We start from the raw sequence: 20,303 nt of genomic DNA on the forward strand, positions 1-20,303 counted from the left end.
CTATTAAGGACGTTGGAGAATGGAAGGCCTTACCTCGTTAGGTTTCGATCATTGGTGGAATACGAAAGGGCCTTGGGTCGAAGAACCCAACGAACGTCGAAGTGGTACTAGCGGTGTCCAGAAGGTGATGCAGGGTGACACGCTGTTCTACGTGAAACGACAGATAGGGCATACCTACCGTAGTCTTCGCTACCCGTTTGGTCGGCCAACGGTCATTAGAGAAGGCAAGGCATTAGACCGTCTTTACGCGCTAGGCGTTAAAGCGCCTCAAACGGTTTTCTATGGGGCACGGAAAGTAAACGGTCAATGGCAAGGTCTGCTGGTTACCCGCGAGTTGGCAGGCTTTCGTGACCTGGACACGTGGCTGGCTGATCAGAGTAATCTTTCGCAAGAGAACCACCTGCTTATCCTGACGAATCTTGCTGTGATGCTGGCCAAACTTCATCGAGGACGTCAGCAGCACGGATGCATGCGCGCCAAACATGTCTTCATTAATCCGAGCGTCATAGACAACTTTTCAAACTTTGAACTGGCCCTGCTCGACCTCGAAAAATCACGGCCCAGACTTTCCAAAGGCCGAGCTGCGCGCCACGATGTGCGCCAACTGCGCCGCCACTCTCCGTGGAACGACGCGCAATGGAGTTTCTTTTTAGATCGCTATGAGCAAGAAGCAGGTCGCGGTGTTCCACTCAAGTAGAGCTGCGCGCTTTTTCGGCGGGTCCGCTGCGAAGCGGCGATTGGCCAATGGTGCACATCAGGTCGGTAAAGTCCGGCGATAGTCTTTAGTGGTTTTTCCAGTCCACCGCTTGAAGGCACGCCTGAAGTTGGTGGGTTCAGAAAAGCCCAACAGCAGTGCAATGTCGTCGGTGCTCATCACGGTTGTTTTCAAATATTCGATGGCGAGGGAGCAACGCACGTCGTCAACAATCGCAACGAACGAAGTCTCTTCGTCCTGAAGCTTTCGGCGCAGGCTGCGCGTGGTCATGTGCAGCGCTTCGGCCACCGCTTCCATACTCGGAAATGTCCCTGGTGTGTGCATCAGCATCTGATAGACCTCGCCTGAAATGCCCGAGGACACCTTGGCCTGACCAATCAGGCGTTCACAGGTTTCTTGCAGAACCGATGCGGTCAGACGATGCGCCAAATGGGGCTTCTGGTCGAGAATCGAGCTGTCGTAATGCAATTCGCACCGGTCATGATCGAAGGTGCAAGGGCACCCCAGATACTCCGGGTAGAGGTGAGCATGCGCCGGGGCAGGGTAGGAAAAGCAGGCTTTGACAGGAGGGCAACTCTGACCGAAGACATCCTGTAGATGGGTGACGTGTTGCGTGAATTGCTGCTCGATCCAGAACTGTTTTATTTCTTTCGACGGACTGGGCGTCGAGGCGTCGGGAAAGGTCCAGACCGCTTTGTCTTCATACTCCTGCCACTCGATGGTGAGGGTCGGCGTCGCCAGCGCGTGATACTTGACCCCTAACCTGAAGTAATCGCGCAGCGACAGGCAGGACATCAGCGCATAGCCGTACATGCCGTAGGCAGACAAGTGCAGGCGAGCGCCCGTCTTGAAGGGCGTTGCCGGGTCTTGGGAAAGCGAAACCGCATTGCCACATACCGTCGCGTACTGGCGCACCGAGGTCAGCGTGGTCGCATCCTGGATCTGATGCTCGTCAACGCCACTTCCTCTCAGGCTGGCCTCAGCCGGGATGCCTTGTTCACTGAGCACTTCAACCAATGCGGCGATCTTGTACGGCGCGTAAATGCGCTCATTGAACAACGGCAATCGCCGGGTCATCGGCCAGCTCCTATGAATGTCCCGTAAGGATCTCTTACTGTCCGGTAATGATCTTACCGTGCTCCTGAAAACTCAATAAGCTTGACCTCACAACGAGCGGCTGCGAGTCAACGCCATCGCGCCGATCCTGCCCAATAAGAACAAGGTCGTCCCGCCATGAGTCAGCCGAGCCGTAAGGTCATCATCTCCTGCGCCATCACCGGTGCAACGCACACTCCGACGATGTCCGAGTACCTGCCTGTCACGCCTGCCGAGATCGCAGAGCAGTCCATCGAAGCGGCCGAAGCCGGTGCAGCCATTCTGCATTTGCATGCTCGCGATCCCGGGGATGGCCGGCCCACACCCGACCCTGAAATTTTCAGCGAATTCGTCCCGACGATTGCCCGCGCGACCGACGCGATCATCAACATCACTACCGGCGGCAGTACCCGGATGACGCTGGCTCAGCGTCTGGCTTATCCGTTGATTGCCAGGCCTGAACTCTGTTCGCTCAACATGGGATCAATGAATTTTTCGATTCATCCGATCGCCAGAAAGATCTCGTCCTGGGCTCATGACTGGGAACGCGAGCATGTCGAAGGGATGGAAGATGTCGTGTTCAAAAACACGTTCAAGGACATCAAGCAGATCATGCAACAGTTGGGCGAACACGGGACGCGCTTCGAGTTTGAATGCTACGACGTGGGGCATCTCTATAACCTCGCGCATTTCGTCGAGCAGGGGCTGGTGAAGCCGCCACTGTTCATCCAGTCATGTTTTGGCATTCTGGGCGGCCTGGGTGCCGATCCCGAAAACCTGGTACTGATGCGTACCACCGCCGACCGACTCTTCGGGCGCGAGCATTACGAGTTTTCCATCCTGGGTGCAGGGCGTCACCAACTGCCGTTTGTCACCATGGGGGCGATCATGGGCGGCAATGTGCGCGTTGGCCTGGAAGACAGCATTTATCTGGCCAAAGGTGTGAAGGCCAGAACCAACGCCGAGCAGGTGCGCAAGGTTCGTCACATCCTCGAAGCGCTGTCATTTGAGATCGCGACCCCTGAAGAAGCCAGGCAGATGTTAAAGCTCAAGGGCAAGGACAACGTCCGCCTGTAATTGACCCTCTAATCCAGAACAACAAGAAGAGTTTCAACGATGACGACTTCTCCCTTTGCCGCATCGATCCACGCGCTGGCGACCCGGCGAGCGATGGCTCGACTGATCCCGCTGATGTGCGCCATCTACTTCATGTCCTATCTCGACAGGACCAATGTCGCGCTGGCCAAGGCTGCACTGAATGCCGATCTGGGCATCAGTGCAGCGGCCTTCGGCTTGGGGGCAGGCATCTTCTTCATCGGATACGCATTGCTGGAGGTGCCGAGTAATCTGCTCGCCCACCGCATCGGCCCAAGGCGCTGGATCGCCAGAATTGCCGTGACGTGGGGCGCGTTGTCTTCAGCGATGATGTTCGTCCAGGGCGAATGGTCGTTCTATCTGCTTCGGGTCCTGCTGGGCATCGCCGAGGCCGGTTTGTTTCCGGCGCTGATGTACATGGTGACGTTATGGTTTGCGCCCAAGGATCGCGGGATTGCTATCGGCTGGATTTATATCGCTCCGGCGCTGGCGCTGGTGATTGGCAATCCCATCGGTGGCGCACTGATGCGCATGGATGGGATCGGCGGGTTGCATGGCTGGCAGTGGATGTTTCTGCTGGAAGGACTGCCAAGCATCGTGGTCGGGGTGATCCTCTGGTTCAAACTTCCCGAACGGCCTCGGGATGCACGCTGGCTGACACAGACTGAAGCCGAGGCACTGGAGACGCATGCCCTGTTGCCCGGGCATGCCAACGCCCATCAGTATTCCGGCCATTGGGTAAAGGCGCTGACGCGTCCGACCACCCTCCTGATCGGCTCGATTTACTTCCTGAATCAGGTCGCGTTCGTAGGGCTGGTGTTCTTCACGCCTTCCATCATCCAGCAGATGCAGATGACCTCCACGCTGACGGTCGGATTGATGTCCAGCAGTGTGGGCTTCGGCTTTCTGGCGGGGGTTTTGATCCTGCCCAGGATTCACCGCAAGCTTGACCGTGACACCTACTCTCTGAGTCTTTTCACCGGAGGCCTGATCGTGAGTGCGGTCGCATTCACCCTGCTCGAGGCTGCCGGCGCCCGCATCGCATTATTCACTGCCACCTCCTTCTTCGCCGGAGGGGTGTTGCCGACCTATTGGGCGATCGCGATGAAGCGGCTTCAAGGCATCGAAGCGGCAGCGGGCCTGGCGTTCATCAATACGCTCGGACTGCTGGGTGGTTTTGTCGGGCCTTTTTTGTTCGGGCTTGTCGAGAAAGCCTCAGGCCTGAGTTCTTCCGGTTTTTTCGTGATCGTGGCAGCTGCCGTGCTTGGCCTGCTACTCGTACCCTTGTTGGGCATGGCCATCCGCGCAGAGGGCCGTCGTCCGGCGGTTGACGCGTCTGTTATTCAAGGTGAGGAAGCGCTGTGAACATTGTTGATCGACTCAAGCCCGCTGCGAATTTGAAAGTGCTGATAACCGGCGGCGCCGCTGGCATCGGCGCGGTCATCGCCAAGGCGTTTCATGAAATAGAAGCGCAGGTCTACATCTGCGACATTGATGCCGATGCCATCGAGCGCATCAAGCGCGAACATCCCGGAATGCACGGTGGTGTTGCAGATGTCGGAATAAGGCAGCAGGTCGACCGGATCATGGATGAGGGGATTTCGCTATTAGGCGGCCTCGACGTTTTGGTGAATAACGCCGGGATCGCAGGCCCGACCGGTAGCCTCGAGGATCTGGTGGAGGCGGAATGGGAAGCCACCGTTTCGACCAATCTCAACAGCCAGTATTACGTCTTGCGCAAAGCGATTCCGTTTCTGAAACAGTCGAAACAGAGTCCGCACATCATCGCGATGTCTTCAGTCGCAGGGCGTCTGGGCTATCCGTTCAGAACGCCATATGCCTCCACGAAGTGGGCGATCATAGGCCTCATGAAGTCACTGGCTGGCGAACTGGGTCCGGATAACATTCGGGTCAACGCCATCCTGCCCGGCGTGGTGGCAGGCGAGCGGATGAATCGGGTGATCGATGCCCGCGCTCAGACGCTGGGGATCACGTTCGAGGCCATGCGTGACCAGTACCTGGAAAAGATCTCGCTGCGCCGAATGGTGACAATGGAGGATGTCGCGGCGATGGCGCTCTTTCTGTCCTCTCGGGCGGCGGCGAACATCAGCGGCCAGGCCATCAGCGTGGACGGCAATGTCGAGTACCTGTGATGGCTTTCGCCAAATCGATTTGAAAACGTCGAGGCAGCCTCAACGGTTCGTCGACGGGGTGCAGCCTTTCAGGCAGTGCCATTGCGAAAGCTGTCTATTCGGCGAAACCTGTCCTCGGCCGAGTGAGACAGGCCGAGATCCAGATTTGGCGTACTTCAGCCATGTGTGATTCTGCTTAAAGCGTTGCGATGCGATGCAGTTCGCGCTTGAGGGCTTCGGGGTCGAGGGAGCTGAATGGAAGCTCGAAGAAGGCTCGGCAGCGTCGTTCAATACGCGCCAAGGTTGCGACAAATGCCGTGTTCACTGCCTCTTCTTCACCCACCACGTCTGAAGGATCTTCTAACCCCCAATGTGCCTTCAATGCGGGGCCGAAATAGACGGGGCAGGATTCCCCAGCGGCCTTGTCGCAGACGGTGATAACGATGTCTGGAGGGCACTGCTCGAATGCATCGTTGCCTTTGCTGCTCAGCCCTTCGATTGAAATGCCCGCTTGCTGCAGGGTGGTCAGGCTACGAGGAAGCACCTGCCCTCTGGGGAAACTTCCGGAACTGACTGCCTCAAAGCCCGCGGGAGCCAAGTGGTTGAACATCGCCTCGGAAAGAATGCTGCGGCAGCTGTTGGCCGTGCACATGAACAAAACTCTCATGAAAAGCTCCTGCCGCGCAGAGGCGGGCATCACAGGTCGAATAGCAACAGGCGAATGCGGATGCAGGCCCGTACAGGTTTGGGATGGCGTCCTCGCACTCAATCGATCCATAAATTCCTCATGCCAATTTCGATCCAGGCTCACGAATGGCGTAACGTGGTCTTTTGGCGCGTGCGTATATTGCCCAAGCAGCAGTCCTGTATACGCATGTACGCCGCTCGGTGCGCTATGAAGAGTTGTCATCAGCGCCACGAACGGCGCCTGGCGAAATGCCGGTGCACCTTTTGAACGCTCGACTGAAAGCAGCCAACGATCCGTAACCCAGATCGATGGCAACGGCCTCGATTGGCTGATGTACCTTTTTTAGACGTTGGAAAGCCAGACGCATCCTTAATTCTGTCAAGTAGCGCAAGGGCGAAACGCCTGTGGCAAGGAGGAAACGTTGCGCAAATACCGAGCGGGAATTTCCCACCTCTTTTGCAAGGCTGGCCACACTCCATTGTCTACCTGGATGTCTGTGCATCATGACGATGGCCTTGCTTAGCCGGGGATCGCTCAAGGCGCTGATCCAGCCTGTAGCGTTCCCACATCCGGTAGCGACCCAGCCTCGCAAGATCAGGGCAGCAACGACTTCTGCGAGGCGTACCAGGATGCCAGCGTGACCGGCCTGCTGCCTCATCGATTCGCGCTCCATTGCGTCCAGCATCGGTCTGATTTCAGGTGACGACTTCAGAATCGTATCGACCCGCATCACGCTTGGCATCTCGGCAACCAGCGACTGCATGCCACCGAGTTGAAGCTCCATGCAGCAACTGAATATCACCGCGCTGTCGGCAGTGTTCACAGGTGCGGCGTGACCGTGTTCTTCGCCATCGTCGTCGGCAGGATCGAACGTTTTGATCTCGCACGCGGGCGTAGCAGGCGCAGATAGCATGGCATGCGGTCCACCGTTTGGAATGAGCAGCGCATCGCCCGTTTTCAGCGCATGCAGCGTTGCTTCGGGGCCGCGTAGCCAGACCGGGCCGCGCCCGACGAAGTGAAATTGCGCGCGTCCCACGGGGTTGCTGAAACCAATGCCAGACGAAGAGGCGATCTCAATGCTGCGGAACTGAACCCCATGCAGTCGCATGCCGAGCAGCAATTCACTGACCAGTTCGCTGGCGTCGCAGGTAATCACGTCAGCCATGATGCATCTCAGGACGAATAATCAAATGATCAACACTGTACGTCATAGACCGTCCTGAAGCAGCCACCCTAGACTTGCCTCACATTCATTCATCTTCAAAGGTAGACCCATGGCTCGCCTGACTAGGGTTAAAGCATTACGGGGCGTGATGATTGCCGTCTTTTTCGCGGTCATTTCCTCAATGGTCGTAGCGGGAGAAAAGCATTACACGGTCACGGCGCCTGACGGGGTAAAGCTGGCGGTGCAGGAATCCGGAAACCCGGATGGGCGGCCGATCATCTTCATCCACGGCCTTCTTGGTAGCCGCCTTAACTGGGAAAAGCAGATCGAAAGCCCTGAGCTGCAGCGCTATCGACTGATCACATATGACCTGCGTGGGCACGGGCTGTCGGATAAGCCGGAAGACCTCGAAGCCTATCGAGACGGTCGCCACTACGCCGATGATCTGGTGGCAATCATCAAGGCGACCGACAGCAAACGCCCGGTTCTGGTGGGCTGGTCCTTGGGCGGCGTCGTGGTGTCAAACTACCTGGCTGCATACGGGGACGCCAATATCGGCGCAGTCATGTATGTCGATGGCGTCATTGAACTCAGCGCTGCACTAATTACCGCACATCCCGGCGTCTACGCCGGTCTGGCTTCCGATGATCTGAAAACCCACCTCAACGCCATTCGCAGCTTTCTTGAGCTGTGCTTCCACACTCAACCAGAACGACCTACGCAGGAACTTTTGCTGTCGAATGCCGCGCTGGCATCCTGGACCATGACCCGCGCCACGCCTTCGATGTCAGTGGCTGCCGCTGAGGGTTTGCCGAAAGCAACGGTGCCGGTTCTCCTGCTGTACGGCAGCAAGGATGCCTTGGTCAACCCTCGGGCGAGCATCGCGCGCGCCAAGGCGCTCAACGCCCACATTCAAACAAAGATCTATAAAACCTCAGGTCACGCGCCGTTTTTGGAAGAAGCCCGGCGTTTTAATCACGATCTGGCGAACTTTGTCGATTCGAGTCAGCCATGGACAGAGGTTCAACGATGATGAGTCCAGCGCCGTTTGCTGCAGCAACTGTCCCAAGACTGGAGTTCGATTGAAACAGCTGGCCTGGACGCTCTGGAAGCGCCGTCGGTGGCCTAACCAGGCACGAGCCGGGATTGCCTGACACTCAGTAGCCATGGGGTATTGACTATGAAATGAGTATCGTCGGCATCGAACTATCTCTTCTCTGCGGTTGCGGAACTACCCGCGTTATCCTCACATTTCAGCTGGAATAGCTTGGGCGATCGCAACACTGGCAAGTTTTGCGGTGGCCAGGAGACGATCCAGGCTTTGTCCGTGGCGCGCGCTGGCTGAAAGGCCAGCCATCGTAGTGCAGACGTAATCTGCTAGCCGGTCAGCCTCTTTCGGGTAGCGCTCAGCAATGATGTTTTTGATCACATCCTGTGCGGCAACATGAAAGGTGCAAGCGGCCTCGCGCGCTTCCACGTCGTTGCATCGCGTGCCCTCCAGCACCATACAGCCAGTAGCTAAAGGATCGGCAGCGTAGGCGCGCGCAGCGTGCTCCAACACCTGCGCGAGCGACACAGCCAGCGGCCGGGGCGTTCCGAGTATCTCCAGCAACGGAACGGCTCCGGTCAGGGCATACCGATCAAGCACTCGTTTGTACAACTGCGCTTTGCTGCCAAACGCCGCGTAAAAGCTCGGCGGATTAATCCCAAAGGCTTTGGTGAGGTCGGCAACGCTTACATCGTCGTAGCCTCTGGCGTGGAACAAGCTCTGGGCGGTAGCGATGGCCACATCCGGGTCGAACCGCCGAGGACGTCCACGAGCGGGCTTATCTGTAGTCACTGTTACAAAATCCTTTGACAGGGTGGCAGGTGATAAATGTATCATGCGCTACATTAATAAGGGAGGTGCGGTTATGACGAATTTCAAAAACAAGTCAGTTCTGGTACTTGGCGGCAGCCGTGGAATCGGTGCGGCGATCGTCAGGCGTTTTACTGCCGATGGCGCTAAAGTGGCTTTCACTTACTCGGGTTCGCCGGAAGCGGCGCATTCACTGGCTACCGAAACAGGCAGCAGTGCTTATTTAACAGACAGTGCCGACCGTGATGCGGTCATCGCTCGTGTTCGCGACAGCGGTCCGTTGGACATACTGATCGTGAATTCTGGCATTGCTATCTTCGGCGACGCGCTTGAGCAAGACCCGGACGCGATCGATCGGCTGTTCCGCATCAATGTGCAGGCGCCTTACCACGCTTCGGTGGAGGCGGCGCGACAGATGCCTAACGGTGGTCGGATTATCGTAATCGGTTCGGTGAATGGCGACCGCATGCCGATTCCCGGTATGGCGTCCTACGCATTGAGCAAATCCGCGCTCCAAGGACTGGCCCGGGGGCTATCCCGTGATTTCGGCCCGCGTGGAATCACGATAAATATCGTGCAGCCAGGGCCCATCGATACTGAAGCCAATCCAGCGAACGGTCCCATGAAAGACCTCATGCACAGCTTCATGGCGATCAAAAGACACGGTCGTTCTGAGGAGGTCGCGGGAATGGTGGCCTGGTTAGCCGGTCCGGAAGCAGGCTTTGTTACCGGCGCAATGCACACCATTGACGGGGCTTTTGGCGCCTGACTGTTCAGTAAGGGCTGGCTGGCTGGCGGCGGGTTGTTGTGGCTTCAGGTTGATACGTGTCATGTGATGCTCCAGTGATGTCGCGGGGTTGAATTCAGCAGGGCGCGCAGGCCTCAGTGATTGATCTTGCCGGGGAGAGACAGGTCGTCTGATGCCACCTTGAACACGTCAACGACGCACAGCAGCGGCTCATGCACGCTGGCATTGACGCGTAAGGCGGCCGTGACGCCGTCAAAAGCGCCGGCCTGGACGGTACTGATGTCGTCAAACGGCACCCGCACTTCGACGGTTTCCTTGGTGAGGGGCGGGGTCCAGCCGGGGCTGTCGATCAGCATGGGCAGACCTGCCCACGTCTTGGGGACCCGTGGCTTGGTGCCTTTAAGGATGTCGACCACTTTCAGCGCATCTTTCCCGCAGGCTGGATCGGGCTGCAGCACCACCCTGTGCGAGTGCCACAGGTCACCGTCGTTATCCAGGCGCCCGTCGTGGTTCTCGTCGAACAGCGGGGTGTCGTCTGGTTGCCATCCACGAAGACCCTGGCGGTGCCTGGACATTGGAGCGCATGGCTGAGCGCGCCTGCTTGTCGCGCACGGCATTCGCTAATACCTTTCACGATCTCGTGGGTCAAACCCCGGTCGACTACTTGACCACGTGGCGCATCGCCTTGGCCCAAAGCCGTTTGCGGCAAGGTGAATCGATCAAGAGTTTGACCGAAGCGCTTGGCTATACCACACCGTCCGCACTTTCGCGAGCCTTTACGGCCAAAGTGGGTCAATCGCCACGAGAGTGGCTTTCCCAGCGCTCGCTCTGATGCAGAGACTGACGCTGAAGTCAGTTCGAGCCTGGCCCCTGGCTCAGGAAGGCCGTGTGAATCGGGTGCTTTTAGCGCCTGAGGAATGAATGGAGAATCCGTTGAAAAAGAGTGAGCTTCCGGTCAAAACCTGCGCTTACTGCCAGCTGCCTTTCGCCTGGCGAAAAAAGTGGGCGCGGTGTTGGGACGAGGTCCGATATTGCTCAGAGCGCTGCCGGCGTGCAGGGAAAAGTCAACGACAGGGATAGGCATGAAAGCAGAACGCAGTGATGCTCCGGAAAGGATTCTTCGAACGGGCCGCAACCTTGGCATTCAAAGGTTCGCCCTCTATGCAGTGATAGGAAGCATCGCCGTCATAAGCGGGGTTACGCTCCTGAGTCGCTCCGAGACTCATCGCGGCAGCGCGCGGCCAGGGGCTGAACATCTTCGCTCATCACCGGATTGGGGGGAGATGAACAGCGGTTCAGTCATACGATCGGGTCCCGCTGTAGACCTGCAATCGTCAAACACCAGCGCTCACGTCAATCAGACACGGCAGACGGCTTTCAACGATCAAAACGTTATCCCCAGAGGTGCCCGCAACGTCGTTACCTTCCGCGACACGGTGCACCCAGTGCCCGAAGAAGTGTCGCCAAAGCCGGTCAAGCTGATGATTGTCCGGCAATCGCCCAGCATGAAGGATCGGGTGTGCTGGCCATGGAAGCAGGGGAGCATCGAGTCTCGAAACTGTCGGGCGGCGGTGGGTCTCAGGCATCGTGACTAATGCGAGGGGGCTCTTCGTTCCGCCCCCAGCGAACTTGCGAGAACCAGGGTGTCGGGCCAAGGTTCCCCACACTCGACCCGCCCTGAATAAGACGCCTTCCGACGCGGCAACGGCCGCTGCCTGGATGCAGGCCGCGCATGCTGATCAGACTTGCGCCATGCCGCCGTCGACAGGCAGCTCCACCCCCGTGATGAAGCTGCTTTGATCGCTGGCGAGGAACAGCGCGGCCGAGGCCACTTCATCGACGCGACCCATGCGGCCAAGGGGTATCAGCTGCATCAGCGTATCGCGCACCTCGTCGGAGGCCGCTGCCATCATCGCGGTGTCGGTGGGGCCCGGTGCCACGACGTTGACGCGGATGTTGCGAGGTGCCAGTTCGTTGGCCCACGTCCGTGCGAACGAACGCACAGCCGCCTTGGTTGCGCCGTAGACGCCATAGCCTTTGGTGCCGATCGCGGCGGCGATCGAGCCCACCAACACGATTGAACCACCGTCCGGCATGATCGCCGTTGCCCCTTGGGTCGCGAACAGCAGGGTGCGGACGTTGAGGTTGAAGGTTCGGTCAAAATGATCCTCGCCAACGCCATCAAGCGTTGCGTATTCGGACATGCCGGCATTGACAGCGAGCACGTCCACTCGTCCGGCTTCTTTGCTCACCGCTTCGAAGAAAGCGCTGAGGGCTGCCAAATCTGAAGCATCGACGCGACGGGCATGCAGCTTGCCCGTGCCAACCTCGAAGTCGCCTTCTTCGGCGCGGCGACTGGTGGCATACACCTCGGCCCCTTCGGCGGCAAACCGCTCGGCGATCGCGCCACCGATACCGCCGAAGCCACCGACCACTACGACGATTTTTCCTGAAAACCTGTCCATGCTGCCTCCTGATTACGGGTGAAGGCGCATGCTAGCATTCGTATATCTGATAACAAGAACGCACCTGATGGTGCCTAGATAGCGAGGTGTATACCCATGTCCCAGGACGTTCTCGAGCTGCCGCTTGATGTGACCGCAACGCGGCCCATCCTTGACCACATCGCCAACAAGTGGACGGTGCTGATTCTTAGCGTCCTCTGTACGGAGCCGGCTCGCTTCAACCACCTCAAGCGCCGCCTCGACGGCATTACGCACAAGGCTTTGTCCGAGGCATTGAAGCGACTGGAGCGCAACGGCTTGATCAATCGCAAAGTCCTGCCGACCCAGCCGATCGGTGTCGAGTACACCATCACCGAACTCGGCTGCTCGTTGCGCGAACCCTTCGCCGCGCTTTACAACTGGTCGCTCGCCAATGGCGCCGCGATGGAAAAAGCGCAACATGCCTACGACACCTCGAGAACAAACGGCGAGCGCGAGCAGGACGTTTAGCCTCCTGCGCACGTGCTGCCAATTCGCGCACTGCCCAACGTTACGGCCGCTGTTTCTCTGAGGGGTGAAGCCTGTCACTCGACGAGCGCCGACCTACGCCATCGGGCCAGACCCTTCGCCAGTGGAGGAGCACAGCTGATCCTCGAGCCTTCATCCCCGACAGTCGTTCAATGGCGCTTCGCCCGTTCAAGCGATAGAACCCATTGCCGTCTGACGAGTCTCTTGCACCATCACTTTCGGGAAAGCAGCCCATGTCAGCGCATCACAGCCTTATCGTTCTTGCACGCGGAGGGTACGCGGCTCGAGGCGTGCTTTACCTGATCATCGGTATCTTCGCGCTGCTTGCAGCATTGGATTCGACGAAACCGAAAGACAGCCATAAAAGCCTGGAAGCGTTGTTGAGCCAGCCGTTTGGTTATTTTTTGATAGTGCTCGTGGTCGCGGGATTGCTCGCCTATGCCGCTTGGCGTGTCCTTCAAGCGACGCGTGATGTTGATCATCACGGCAAAGACTTCAAGGGGCTGGTCATTCGCGCCGGGCTGTTTGCAGGCGGTCTGGTCAATGGTGCTTTGGCGTTTTTTGCGTTAGGCCTGCTCATCAGCGGCATCAGCAGCTCGGGTCACTCGGGAGGGCACACCACCGATTGGCTGGCACACCTGTTGTCCTGGAAGCATTCCAATCTATTGGTGTACGTGGTCGCTCTGATCCCCCTCGGCGTGGGGATTGCTCACATCATCAAAGGCTGGAAGGCGTCGTTCGAGAAATATTTCGAGGCTGACGAAGACGTCATGCGCTACGTTCGCCCGGTGGCGCAGTTTGGCCTGATTGCCCGTGGCGTGGTGTTTATCGAGATTGCGGTGCTGTTGGCGGTCAGCGGTTCTGCCTATCAAGCGATGGACCCTCCGGGCATGAAAGAAGCCCTCGACGCGCTGCAGAACTTGCCCGCCGGGTGGCTGGTGCTGATCGTTATGGCGTTCGGGCTGATCGCGTTCTCGGGCTACAGCTTCGCCGAGGCTTTCTGGCGGAAGATCAACATGGAAGTACCCGGTGTGTCGAACGCCTGATATGCACGTGCGCCGGTGGCCTCAGCGCCGTTTGGCGCCTGACGGCGTTCCGAAACGCACAGTGCAGCAATGGCTTGTGTTGGGGTCAGCGCGCGAGGCCTGTCATCCGTCTACTCCTTCGCACTCCCTTTGCGTCTGATGTCATCCCTGGCGCGCTCCATGAGCGCTCGATCACGCCAGGCCACCCGTGATTCCCAGTCTTCAAGCGGGACCAAGGCCCGACGTTGGCTTTCGACAGTGGCGACCAGATCCGCCGTCCAGGGATCCTGCTGGCCCCGTTGAGCGCCCATGCGTGCGTAGGCCGGCCCCATTTTCAGAGCATGGGAGCCGATACCGCCGCGGGTATTGAGGTCCACTGTTTCGAATGGACCCATGAACGCCCAGCGCAAGCCGAGGCCATGGCTCACCACTTTGTCGATGTCAGCCACGCTGCTGACGCCATCGCGCACCAGGCAATAAGCTTCGCGAAGCAGTGCGCCCTGAAGACGATTGAACACGAAACCTTCGATCTCTTTTTGCAGGCGCACGGGGGTGAGCCCCGCATCGGCGTACAGTGCCAGTGCTCGCTCAACGCAGTGAGTTTCGGTGAACGATGCCGGAACGATTTCGATAACCGGCAGCAGGTACGGCGGGTTGCCGGGATGGGCCACGAGGCATCGACCACGACCGGGCACCGTTTCAGCGAAGCTCGACGCTGTCAGTGCCGACGACGAGCTGGCGAGCACAGCCGTGGGGGGCGCCAGGCGGTCCAGTTGTTGAAACAGTTCGATCTTGAGGTCAAGGCGCTCCGGGGCGCATTCCTGGACGAGGATGACGTCAGCCACCGCGCTGGCCAGATCGCTGCACAGCGTGACCCGCTCATTGAGGGCATCGGGCGTCTCCTCGATCAGCCCGTAGTTGAACAGCTCCGCACATTTGCTGGCGATCTCCTGCCGGGACAGTTGCAGCCGTTGAGGATCAGGGTCTTGCAGGCGGACGCGCCATCCGGCACGCGCAAACACGATAGCGAACGCAACGCCGATACTGCCAGCGCCGATGACGGCCACGACCTGAGGGGATGTGTGCATGAACTCTCCGTTTTTATAGAACTGATCTTCAATGCGTCACGCGCAACATGACGCTACGACCCGGTGCTGTGTGCACGCGAATGAAACCGCTGTAACGAACGTCGATGGCCAGGTCTCCGGTGTCGACGAATACCTGGCCATCCGGTAACTGGGCGATCTTTGCGGCGCTTGCCAGCACGTGAAGGTTGGCAGGATCGACCAACGCAAGAACGGCCGCGCTGATTTGCTGATTGCCGCGACCGAACAGGCACCCTTGACCGCCCGTCAGGCTGACCACGAGGTGCACCGGATGCTGCGCGGCAAGCGCCAACAACTCACGCTCGCTGGCATCACGGCAGACCAGCTTCTGTCCCAGGTAGGCATCCACACCCAGCAATGTGCCGTCGCCATCGAGTTGCCTGGCCAATGCCTGAAGGGTTCGGCCAGGCCCCAAAAAATAAAGGTGATCGGCGAGCATTTGACTGGCAAACAGTTGCGCGGCGGCTGCGACGGCACGATCCGGATCGCTGCTTCCCGCTTTGGCGCTCTGCATGTGCCGTGAGTGCGCCGGCACCCGGGCATAGCCGTAGAGCCGGGTGCTGATCCGGTCGCTGCGGGTGGCCTGTTCGTCGATATCGAGTACTTCCGCTTCGCGGATCGTGACAGGCCCCTCGGCGCACTGTCGGACAAGATCTCCGGCGTGTTCCGGTGTGCGGGCGAACACCCCGGAATACATCTTCACGCCGCATGGAATCCCGAGCAGCAGGGCAGGGGCAGAGCCTGACGCGGCCATCACGTCGCGAGCCGTACCGTCGCCGCCGCCGAACAGCAACAGATCAATGCCCTCCGCCAGCAGTGCGCGGCAGGCCTCGACGGTATCTCGCGCAGTGTTCACGGCCGGCGGTGTCGCGACCAATCGTGCATGTACGCCTGCTTCGCGGCACGCGGTCTCGCCCATCACGCCAGCCACGGTATACACCTGCACCTTGCTGCCCACGATGCGCTTCAACGCACGTATGCAGCGCGCCTGCGCTTTGGGCTGGGCGCCCCGCGCCAAAGCCATTTCGACGATATCGGCACCGTCGCTGCCCTTCAGACCGGCTGTCCCGCCGAGCCCGGCGTAGGGATTGATGAGCAGGCCAACCTTGAACGTCATCGATATGAGCCTTCAGACCATTGAGCAGTTGCGGGCATTTGCGATGCGACGTAGATTGTGCGCATTGCAAACTTAAGTTCGCATATACCCAATATTGCGTCTGGAGGCGAAATGAGTCAACCCAGCTCTGCACACCCGTTCATGGCCAACGCGCTGCCGGATATCAAGCAGGAAATGCTCGATTTTCTAGGCGTCGACCATATCGAAGCGCTTTTCGAGCAGATCCCTGATGCGCATCGATCAAAAGAAAAACCCGAACTTATGGGCGCCCTGCGGTCGGAAATGTCCCTCAGTCGCCACTTGCGTGAAACCCTTGGCCGCAACCGACACTGTGGCAACACGCTGAGCTTTTTGGGCGGCGGGTGCTGGCAGCATCATGTGCCGGCGATTTGCAGCGAGATCACAGGCCGCAGCGAATTTCTGACGTCGGTATGGGGCACGCCATCTTCGGACCAGGGGCGTTGTCAGGCCTGGTTTGAATTCAGCAGTCAGTTGGGGGAGCTGGTGGGGTGCGAGTACGTAGGCCTGCCGGTGTACAGCTGGGGCTGCGCGGCCGGGCATGCGTTGCGCATGGCGTCGCGTCTGAATCAGCGCAACACGGTGTTGTTGCCTCAGATCATCGATCCGGAGCGGCTGGCGGTGATTCGCAACTATTGCGAACCCAATATGGCCAACGAACTGACCTTGGAATTCGTCGCCGCCGATCCCGTCACTGGCGCCATGGACCTGCAAGACCTCGAACGCAAACTGGGCAGCCACGTGTCTGCGGTGTACCTGGAAACCCCTGACTATTTCGGCTTGATCGATGGCGGCGCAACCCGCATCGGCGAATTGGCCCACGCGGCTGGCGCAGAGTTCGTGGTGGGTGTAGACCCCTTATCGCTGGGGATACTGGCGCCACCGCCGGAGTACGGTGCGGATATCGTTGTCGGCACCATCCAGACCCTGGGCATTCCCATGTATGGCGGGGGCGGCCTCGGCGGTTTCATCGCCACCCGTGACGAGGAACGTTACGCCCGCGAATACCCGACGCTGTTGATCAGCGCGACCACCACCCTGCGCCCGGGGGAGATCGGTTTCGGCCTTTCGCTCGCCGAACAGTCTTCGTACGGCCTTCGGGAAAACGGCAAAGACTGGACCGGTAATTCCGTCTATTTGTGGGCCATCGCCAACGCGGTCTACATGTCACTGATGGGACCTCAGGGGTTCGTCGATGTCGGCGAGTTGATCTTCGCTCAGGCCCACCTCGCGGCCCGCCGGTTGAACGAATTGCCCGGCGTCAGCGTCCGGCATGGCGACAACTTCTTCAAAGAATTCGTGGTCGATTTCAGCGCCAGCGGCCTGAGCGTCGCGGCCATCAATCAGGGTTTGCTGTCCCGAGGCATTTTTGGCGGGCATGACTTGAGCCAGGAATTTCCGGCACTTGGACAATGCGCGTTGTATTGCGTGACTGAATTACACCAGGACGACGATATCGAGCGTCTGGTCAAAGCCCTTCATGAGGTACTCACACATGACTGAATCGGTGACTTTGCGGCGTTATCAAGGGGCGGTGTGGGACGAGCCGGTGGTGATGACGCTGTCTCGACCAGGGCGTCGGGGCGTGGTGTTTCCCGCCCCGCGGGTGCCCGGCGAGCTGAGCGCGATCCCAACGGCCATGCGCCGCGCCGTGGCACCGGAGTTGCCGGAAATGTCCGAGCCGGATGTGCTGCGTCATTACCTGCACCTGTCGCAGCAGACGCTGGGCATGATGGGGATTTCACTGTTCGGCACCTGCACCATGAAATACAACGCGCGGGTCAATGAAGCGATCACCGCCCGCGATGAGGTGGCCCAGCTACACCCCCGTCAACCGGATACGACGCTGCAGGGCTCGCTGCAGATCATGCACGATCTGGATCTGAACCTGAGGGCGTTATCGGGCATGGACCGCTTTGTGTTCCAGGCGGCGGGCGGAGCGGATGCGGCCTTCCTTCATGTCTGCGTGACCCGGGCCTACCACGCCGCACGCGGCGAGCTCGAGACGCGGGACGAGATCATCACCTCGATCCAGTCTCACCCCTGTAACCCTGCAACGGCAGCGACGGCCGGTTTCAAGATCATCACACTGCCGCTGGAAGCCAACGGTTACCCGTCTCTTGAGGCCCTCAAGGCAGCCGTGTCGCCACGCACCGCCGCGCTGATGATCAATAACCCGGACGACATGGGCATCTACAACCCGGACATTGCCGAGTGGGTGAAAGTGGTGAAAGCGGCGGGGGGCTTGTGCTTCTACGACCACGCCAACTTCAACGGGGTGATGAGCAAGATCCGGGCGCGGGATTTGGGATTCGACGCCTGCATGTTCATGCTGCACAAGACCTTCGGTGCGCCCAAGGGCGGTGGCGGACCTGCGGTCGGCGCCTACGGCTGCAGCGAGGCGTTGGTTCCCTATCTGCCCGGGCCGTTACTGACGCAAGAGGAAGGGGCGTTTCGCCTGCAACCGGGCAGCGACAGCGGCATTGGTCGGGTTCGCGAGTTTCTCGGTAATTTGCCGCAGATGATCAAAGCCTATGCCTGGGTGCGCGCCATGGGGGCCGACGGGATTGCCGAGGCGTCTGACCTGTCAGTGCTGGCCAACAACTACATGGGGCGCAAGCTGGCACAGATTCGCGGGGTCACGTGCTCCCATCCGCACCTCACGGCGTGGCGCCTGGAGATGACTCGCTACAGCCTTGAAGTGCTGGAGCGGGAAACCGGCGTCAGCGCGTATGACGTGCAGAATCGCATGGTCGACTACGGCGTCGACGCGTTCTGGCTGGCCCATGAACCCTGGATCATTCCGCAGCCGTTCACCCCGGAAGCCGGGGAGATGTGGTCGAAGGAAGACATCGATTACTGGATTGCGGTATTGGCCAAGGTTTGTCAGGAAGCCTACGACGATCCGCAGCTTGTGAGAACGGCACCGCACAACCACGTAATCGGACGGCTCAATAGCGGGCCGCTCGAAGATCCGGCGCAGTGGGCCACGACCTGGCGGGCGTACACCCGCAAGCACCTCACGCCGCAATGAAGCGAAGCCGCCGACGCACTGTGCGTCGGCGGCCCCAGAGGAATCAGCCTTTCCAGTGACCTTCGGCGTGTAACTGAGTGAACACTGTGTCCACGGCGCGGCGTGCACGGGCGACCATCTCGGCGATTTCATCCTCGCTGATGACGAACGGCGGCGAGAAGGAGATCGAATCGCCCTGCGGCAGTGCCCGGGTGATCAGGCCCTCTTGAAGAGCCGCCTTGGCGATGCGCGGCGCGACTTTCAGCGCGGGGTCAAACGGGGTCGCCGGATCGCGTGCAGCCACGAACTCCACCGCACCCATCAAGCCGACGCCGCGAATCTCGCCCACGGCAGGATGGTCGGCAAAGGTTTCGCGCAGCAAACGGTGCATGACGTCGCCCCGCGCGCCGGCCTGCGCCACCAGATTTTCATCTTCGATGATTTGCAGATTGGTCAGTGCGACGGCGGCTGCCAGCGGGTGAGCGCTGTAGGTGTAGCCATGAGCGAATGCGCCATACCGCTCGCCCCCTTGAAGCAGGCCTTGCCAGATTTTCTCGGACACGATGCACGCCGACAATGGTACGTAGGCGGAGGTAATGCCTTTCGCGACGGTCATCAAATCCGGCCGCATGCCCATTTTTTCGCTGCCGAATTGAGTGCCCAACCGACCAAAACCGCAGATGACTTCATCGGCAATGAGCAGCACGTCATATTTATCGAGAACCGCCTGAATGGCCGCGTAGTAACCCGCGGGTGGCACGATCACGCCGCCAGCGCCCATGACCGGTTCCATGATCATTGCGGCGACGGTCTCGGGGCCTTCGGCGAGGATGAGGTTTTCCAGATCCGCGGCCAGCCGCGCCACGAAGGCGGCATCGCTTTGTCCGGGCTCGGCCTGCCACAGACGGTGCGGCGCCGTGGTGTGGCGAACGAATGGCAGCGGCAGGTCGAAACCGGCGTGCATGCCCGGCAGCCCTGTCAGACCGGCGGCGACCACTGTCACGCCGTGGTAGCCCCGCTGACGCGCGATGATTTTCTTTTTCTGCGGCAACCCGCGGGCGTTGTTGTAATACCAGACCAGTTTGACCTGAGTGTCGTTGGCGTCGGAGCCCGAGTTGCCGAAGAACACTTTTGACATGGGCACCGGCGACATCTGGATCAGCTTTTCCGCCAGCAAGATCGGGGTGTCAGTGGCCATCGACGAGAACGAGTGGTAGTAGGGCAGGCGCAGGGCCTGGGCATGCAGCGTGTCCGCGATCTCCCGGCGACCATAGCCGACATTCACGCACCACAGGCCTGCCATGGAATCGATGTAACGACGTCCGGCGGTGTCCTCCAGCCAAACCCCTTCGCCCTTGGTCATCACCAACGGACCGTTGCGCTCGTGCTCGGCCAAAGCGGTGAAAGGGTGCAATGCATAGCGCCGGTCCAGGTCATGCAGATCGGTCGATGGCGTCATTGAATCCATGGTTTCTCCTGAATCGTGCGTGTTTTCCAGTTGATAATTTGTGCGCATTGCGTTGATATGGGCGAAGCGCGAACAACAATGTAGCACC

At 59.5% G+C, this 20,303-nt stretch carries 21 protein-coding genes; 12 read left to right on the plus strand and 9 right to left on the minus strand.

Features of this window, described 5'->3' with window-relative positions; translation table 11 throughout:
- Positions 1 to 19 precede the first annotated feature (19 nt).
- The gene (locus B3N48_RS05450) at positions 20 to 697 is read left to right on the plus strand and encodes a lipopolysaccharide kinase InaA family protein (protein WP_296180417.1); all 678 of its coding nucleotides are present in this window, start codon (positions 20 to 22) and stop codon (positions 695 to 697) included.
- Between the two features lie 57 nt (positions 698 to 754).
- Here B3N48_RS05450 and B3N48_RS05455 read toward each other — a convergent pair whose 3' ends face one another.
- The gene (locus B3N48_RS05455) at positions 755 to 1,792 is read right to left on the minus strand and encodes an AraC family transcriptional regulator (protein WP_296180420.1); all 1,038 of its coding nucleotides are present in this window, start codon (positions 1,790 to 1,792) and stop codon (positions 755 to 757) included.
- Positions 1,793 to 1,948: 156 nt separating this feature from the next.
- Between B3N48_RS05455 and B3N48_RS05460 the strand changes: the two genes are divergently transcribed.
- From B3N48_RS05460 to B3N48_RS05470, 3 genes are read left to right on the plus strand one after another with little or no spacing between them, the layout of a single operon-like run.
- A complete protein-coding gene (locus B3N48_RS05460) occupies positions 1,949 to 2,887 on the plus strand; it encodes a 3-keto-5-aminohexanoate cleavage protein (protein ID WP_296180424.1) in 939 nt (312 codons plus the stop codon).
- Between the two features lie 39 nt (positions 2,888 to 2,926).
- Positions 2,927 to 4,270: an MFS transporter gene (locus tag B3N48_RS05465; protein ID WP_296180428.1), complete on the plus strand. Its 1,344-nt coding sequence runs from the start codon at positions 2,927 to 2,929 to the stop codon at positions 4,268 to 4,270.
- Positions 4,267 to 5,058, plus strand: coding sequence for an SDR family oxidoreductase (locus tag B3N48_RS05470; RefSeq protein WP_296180431.1), 792 nt, complete (start codon positions 4,267 to 4,269; stop codon positions 5,056 to 5,058). The genes B3N48_RS05465 and B3N48_RS05470 overlap by 4 nt, the downstream gene beginning before the upstream one ends.
- A gap of 175 nt (positions 5,059 to 5,233) precedes the next feature.
- Here the strand turns inward: B3N48_RS05470 and B3N48_RS05475 are convergent, their stop codons facing one another.
- Both B3N48_RS05475 and B3N48_RS05480 read right to left on the minus strand, forming a co-directional pair.
- Positions 5,234 to 5,704 (minus strand): arsenate reductase ArsC, encoded by a 471-nt coding sequence (locus tag B3N48_RS05475; protein WP_296180433.1) that lies wholly within the window; start codon positions 5,702 to 5,704, stop codon positions 5,234 to 5,236.
- A gap of 226 nt (positions 5,705 to 5,930) precedes the next feature.
- A complete protein-coding gene (locus tag B3N48_RS05480) occupies positions 5,931 to 6,890 on the minus strand; it encodes an AraC family transcriptional regulator (protein WP_296180435.1) in 960 nt (319 codons plus the stop codon).
- Between the two features lie 148 nt (positions 6,891 to 7,038).
- On the opposite strand from B3N48_RS05480, the gene B3N48_RS05485 reads away from it, so the two are divergent.
- Positions 7,039 to 7,923: an alpha/beta fold hydrolase gene (locus tag B3N48_RS05485; RefSeq protein ID WP_296181615.1), complete on the plus strand. Its 885-nt coding sequence runs from the start codon at positions 7,039 to 7,041 to the stop codon at positions 7,921 to 7,923.
- Positions 7,924 to 8,136: 213 nt separating this feature from the next.
- Here B3N48_RS05485 and B3N48_RS05490 read toward each other — a convergent pair whose 3' ends face one another.
- Positions 8,137 to 8,775 carry a TetR/AcrR family transcriptional regulator gene (locus B3N48_RS05490; RefSeq protein ID WP_296180436.1) on the minus strand — a complete coding sequence of 213 codons (639 nt, stop codon included), beginning with the start codon at positions 8,773 to 8,775 and terminating at the stop codon, positions 8,137 to 8,139.
- 28 nt (positions 8,776 to 8,803) lie between these two features.
- On the opposite strand from B3N48_RS05490, the gene bdcA reads away from it, so the two are divergent.
- Entirely contained in the window at positions 8,804 to 9,517 is a 714-nt protein-coding gene (bdcA, locus tag B3N48_RS05495) for an SDR family oxidoreductase (RefSeq protein ID WP_296180439.1), read from the plus strand.
- A gap of 113 nt (positions 9,518 to 9,630) precedes the next feature.
- On the opposite strand, the gene B3N48_RS05500 is transcribed toward bdcA, so the two are convergent.
- Complete coding sequence (locus B3N48_RS05500; RefSeq protein WP_296180442.1) at positions 9,631 to 10,071, minus strand: hypothetical protein; 441 nt, start codon at positions 10,069 to 10,071, stop codon at positions 9,631 to 9,633.
- A gap of 8 nt (positions 10,072 to 10,079) precedes the next feature.
- Between B3N48_RS05500 and B3N48_RS05505 the strand changes: the two genes are divergently transcribed.
- A complete protein-coding gene (locus B3N48_RS05505) occupies positions 10,080 to 10,328 on the plus strand; it encodes a helix-turn-helix domain-containing protein (RefSeq protein WP_296180444.1) in 249 nt (82 codons plus the stop codon).
- A 101-nt stretch (positions 10,329 to 10,429) separates the two neighbouring features.
- The gene (locus B3N48_RS05510; RefSeq protein ID WP_296181618.1) at positions 10,430 to 10,576 is read left to right on the plus strand and encodes a DUF2256 domain-containing protein; all 147 of its coding nucleotides are present in this window, start codon (positions 10,430 to 10,432) and stop codon (positions 10,574 to 10,576) included.
- Positions 10,577 to 11,235: 659 nt separating this feature from the next.
- Here B3N48_RS05510 and B3N48_RS05515 read toward each other — a convergent pair.
- Positions 11,236 to 11,961 (minus strand): SDR family NAD(P)-dependent oxidoreductase, encoded by a 726-nt coding sequence (locus B3N48_RS05515; RefSeq protein WP_296180446.1) that lies wholly within the window; start codon positions 11,959 to 11,961, stop codon positions 11,236 to 11,238.
- A gap of 96 nt (positions 11,962 to 12,057) precedes the next feature.
- On the opposite strand from B3N48_RS05515, the gene B3N48_RS05520 reads away from it, so the two are divergent.
- Positions 12,058 to 12,450 (plus strand): winged helix-turn-helix transcriptional regulator, encoded by a 393-nt coding sequence (locus B3N48_RS05520; protein ID WP_296180449.1) that lies wholly within the window; start codon positions 12,058 to 12,060, stop codon positions 12,448 to 12,450.
- 251 nt (positions 12,451 to 12,701) lie between these two features.
- Complete coding sequence (locus tag B3N48_RS05525) at positions 12,702 to 13,514, plus strand: DUF1206 domain-containing protein (protein ID WP_296180453.1); 813 nt, start codon at positions 12,702 to 12,704, stop codon at positions 13,512 to 13,514.
- 110 nt (positions 13,515 to 13,624) lie between these two features.
- On the opposite strand, the gene B3N48_RS05530 is transcribed toward B3N48_RS05525, so the two are convergent.
- Both B3N48_RS05530 and B3N48_RS05535 read right to left on the minus strand, forming a co-directional pair.
- Positions 13,625 to 14,581: a 3-hydroxyacyl-CoA dehydrogenase gene (locus B3N48_RS05530; protein WP_296180454.1), complete on the minus strand. Its 957-nt coding sequence runs from the start codon at positions 14,579 to 14,581 to the stop codon at positions 13,625 to 13,627.
- A 28-nt stretch (positions 14,582 to 14,609) separates the two neighbouring features.
- Positions 14,610 to 15,716: an ATP-NAD kinase family protein gene (locus B3N48_RS05535; RefSeq protein ID WP_296180461.1), complete on the minus strand. Its 1,107-nt coding sequence runs from the start codon at positions 15,714 to 15,716 to the stop codon at positions 14,610 to 14,612.
- A 111-nt stretch (positions 15,717 to 15,827) separates the two neighbouring features.
- Here B3N48_RS05535 and gcvPA point away from each other — a divergent pair, with 111 nt between their 5' ends.
- Together gcvPA and gcvPB are read left to right on the plus strand one after the other, a co-directional pair.
- Complete coding sequence (gene gcvPA, locus B3N48_RS05540; protein WP_296180463.1) at positions 15,828 to 17,237, plus strand: aminomethyl-transferring glycine dehydrogenase subunit GcvPA; 1,410 nt, start codon at positions 15,828 to 15,830, stop codon at positions 17,235 to 17,237.
- A complete protein-coding gene (gene gcvPB / locus B3N48_RS05545; protein WP_296180465.1) occupies positions 17,230 to 18,768 on the plus strand; it encodes an aminomethyl-transferring glycine dehydrogenase subunit GcvPB in 1,539 nt (512 codons plus the stop codon). The genes gcvPA and gcvPB overlap by 8 nt, the downstream gene beginning before the upstream one ends.
- Before the next feature lie 43 nt (positions 18,769 to 18,811).
- On the opposite strand, the gene B3N48_RS05550 is transcribed toward gcvPB, so the two are convergent.
- The gene (locus tag B3N48_RS05550) at positions 18,812 to 20,215 is read right to left on the minus strand and encodes an aminotransferase (protein ID WP_349677021.1); all 1,404 of its coding nucleotides are present in this window, start codon (positions 20,213 to 20,215) and stop codon (positions 18,812 to 18,814) included.
- Positions 20,216 to 20,303 lie beyond the last annotated feature (88 nt).

It is taken from the genome of Pseudomonas sp. UBA1879, assembly GCF_002338065.1.
GTDB lineage: Bacteria > Pseudomonadota > Gammaproteobacteria > Pseudomonadales > Pseudomonadaceae > Aquipseudomonas.